2 protein-coding genes and 1 pseudogene are annotated in these 3,177 nt (G+C 48.3%); all 3 read left to right on the plus strand.

Annotated elements, in window-relative coordinates:
- Positions 1–930 (plus strand): annotated as a pseudogene (locus DBO31_RS09340) (hypothetical protein); the annotation flags it as partial.
- A 127-nt stretch (positions 931–1,057) separates the two neighbouring features.
- Entirely contained in the window at positions 1,058–1,735 is a 678-nt protein-coding gene (locus tag DBO31_RS07970; protein ID WP_113855435.1) for a response regulator transcription factor, read from the plus strand.
- A 6-nt stretch (positions 1,736–1,741) separates the two neighbouring features.
- On the plus strand, positions 1,742–3,177 hold a 1,436-nt coding region (locus DBO31_RS07975; RefSeq protein ID WP_150824880.1), incomplete at its 3' end, for a cell wall metabolism sensor histidine kinase WalK.

A 3,177-nucleotide genomic window follows, 5' to 3' on the forward strand; every position in this document is an offset into this window, starting at 1 on the left:
ATTCATATTTATCCCGGCGAAAAGTTTACTGCAGAAAATACGAAATTGTGGTTCAAGAATATCTGTCTCTTCACGTATGGACATTATGAAGGCCGGCTGGACAAAGACCGGAATCAGAAACCGTGGATTTTTTCGCTTCTTCCACGGCCTACGTATAATAATGATAATGGCATCGGCCTTCGCGGCGATGCCCGGTTCCCCATGAATCGCAACGGGGACCTCTATATGGATGTGAACTATGCCGTTTACTCTAAAGAAGGGTTTAAGCCAGGCCTTAAAGTCGGCAAAAGGACACCTGTCGGGACCTTTACATTCGGGTACAGCAAGGAAGAAAGTACCGATAACGACGATCATATCTGGGCTACGCGCTGGCCGGAACTGCGCTATTATATGCCCCGTATCTATGCGGGAAATGCTGGTATTTATATCGATGGCAGTGCCAGCTGGGGCCGTTGGGCCGAAGGAGACCGGGAAGGTACGCATAAGGGGTTCCGGACAGAATTGACCCATAATCCCATTCATTTATGGTCAAAGGCCAATCTCCGCTTCTTTACGGGATACCGGAAGGATCTGTATTCTTACCGTGATGCCGTACGGAAGGATCCGTACTGGGGCGTTGTCCTCAATCAGGGTATCAATTCGCGGCTGTGGACGAGTTTCTGGTATAAAAAACATAATCTGAGCGGATATACGCCGTACCGGTTCGATACGATAGATCATCCCCGCCAGAAAGGGTTCTCGGTAGGATATGTCCTGACGCCTCTCGATACGATTATGTTCACCTTTAACAAGAATCTCGATAATGGCAATATTGACGACCGCAACTTTACATGGGTCCGTGATCTTCACTCTTTTATCGCCACCGTTACGTACAAGCAGGTGGATAAAGAATGGGAAGTTCAGCTTATATCTAAAGATTTAGATTTCTAATTATCCGGCAGCTGTGCCTGGGCGCAGCTGCTTTTTACATATCTTTTACAGAAGTTACATAGTGTATACATATTTTGTTTGTATACTTTACTGTAACATATAATGACCTGAAGGAAGGGTGGTACACGTGTCTTTAATTTATTGTGTAGAAGATGATGCAAGTATCCGGGAGCTCATAGGGTATGCGCTGGAAAGTCAGAATTTCGCTGTAAAAACGATGGCAGACAGCCATGAATTCTGGCAGGCGATGGAAAGTGAAAAGCCAGATCTTGTTCTCCTCGATATTATGCTGCCTGGCGAAAGCGGCCTGAGTATACTGAGCCGTCTGCGTGATCAGGCCGCATATAAAACGCTGCCGGTTATCATGCTTACAGCGAAAACCAGTGAATTTGATATTGCCAAGGGACTGAATGAAGGAGCCGACGATTACGTCAAAAAACCCTTTGGTATCGTAGAACTGACATCCCGTATCCATGCCGTACTCCGCCGCTGCCAGGCGAGAAAAGAAATGCCGCATATATTAGAATGCGGACCAATCCGTATGGATGAGGAACGGCATGAAGTGACGGTAAATGGTACGGCGTGTCCTCTTACTGTTAAAGAATTTGAATTGCTGCGCTATATGATGATTAACCAGAACATTGTCCTGACGCGGGAACGTATTATGGAGGCCGTCTGGGGGTTTTCCTATGAAGGGGAAACACGCACTATCGATATGCATATCCGCAGCCTGCGTCAAAAGTTAGGCACCAATAACCGGATCATTTACACCATACGCGGTGTCGGTTATGTCCTTAAAAACTAAAATAAAATGAAAAAGCGCATTTATCTCAGCCTGCTGGCCATCGGATTTGCCTGTATGGCAGTCACGATGATCCTGTATAGTATCCTTGTCTGGCACTCCCTGCAGGGACAGGCTGAGGAAGAGCTCAAAAATACGATGACCGTGCTGACGGCAGGAATAAAGCAGGTGGATAGGCCCTTAGCGTATCTGCAGGAAACGGGCCATGCGGAAAAGGGAATCATACGGATTACCTGGATCGGGCCGGATGGCAGTGTATTATACGAGTCGGATTATGACCGGGCGGCGATGGAAAACCATCTGGAACGACCGGAAGTGCAACAGGCTTTGCGTACAGGATCTGGTTCTTCTGTCAGGGATTCCCATACATTGTCAAAGATGCTGTATTATCGGGCCCGGCGGCTGGATGATGGATCCGTCCTCAGGCTCAGCCTGGAACGGGACTCTCTGTATGCCCATTTTGTATCTCTGCTGCCTCTCTTGTGCCTGCTCCTGCTGTGTATGTTTCTTTGCTGCATCGTGGCGTCGCGTAAATTGACGGCCAGCCTTCTGGCGCCGCTGCGCCGGACTGCCCTGATTATGGAACATATTGGTTCCCCCGATAGTATCCGTGGAAAAGTGCCGCCTGTATACAGTGAATTGAGACCACTGGTAGAAAAAATACTCGAACAGAGCCAGACGATAGAACACACGATCCAGACGCTGGAAAAACAGCGGAATATCATCCGTCTGATGCTGGAAAATCTTCAGGAAGGCGTTATCCTGACCGACACATCCTATAAAGTACTGGTCATCAATCAGTGTGCTCTTTCTGTCCTGAACCTGCGCCGTGATTTGGCCGTGACGGGGCTTTCCCTGCCATCTCTGTTTACAGAACCAGACTGGCAGGCTATCCGTGGCAATGATATATCCGGGGTAGCGCAGGAACAGCGGCTGAGCAAAGATGACCTGCTGTATCAGCTGACCGTACAGCCAGTGTATAAAAATAAGGAAGTATACGGTATCCTGTTCATTCTCGACGATATAACGGAACGGGAACGGCGGGAACAGCTGCGCCGGGAATTTACGTCGAATGTTTCTCACGAACTGAAGACACCCCTTACGTCTATCCGGGGATTTTCTGAAATACTGTCGGCCGGCATGTTTAAAAATAAGGAAGATGCCCAGCATTTTGGCAGCCGGATCCACGAGCAGGCCGAACGGCTGCTTGCCATGATTGAGGAAATCATTCATTTATCCCGTATTGAGGAGCGGCGGAAAGTACAGGAATGCCAGCCTGTCTATCTGGAAGGCATTGTGCAGGATGTCGTAGGATTTATGGAACCGGTCCTTCATGAAAAACAGGTCACTGTCCATTGTGCATTGGAAAAAGTGCCTGTATGGGGAGAAGCGGGCCGCCTGAGAGAAGTTGTCATGAATCTCATCGATAATGCCGTAAAATATAA

The sequence above is a fragment of the Megasphaera sp. DJF_B143 genome, assembly GCF_900320625.1.
GTDB lineage: Bacteria > Bacillota > Negativicutes > Veillonellales > Megasphaeraceae > Megasphaera > Megasphaera hexanoica.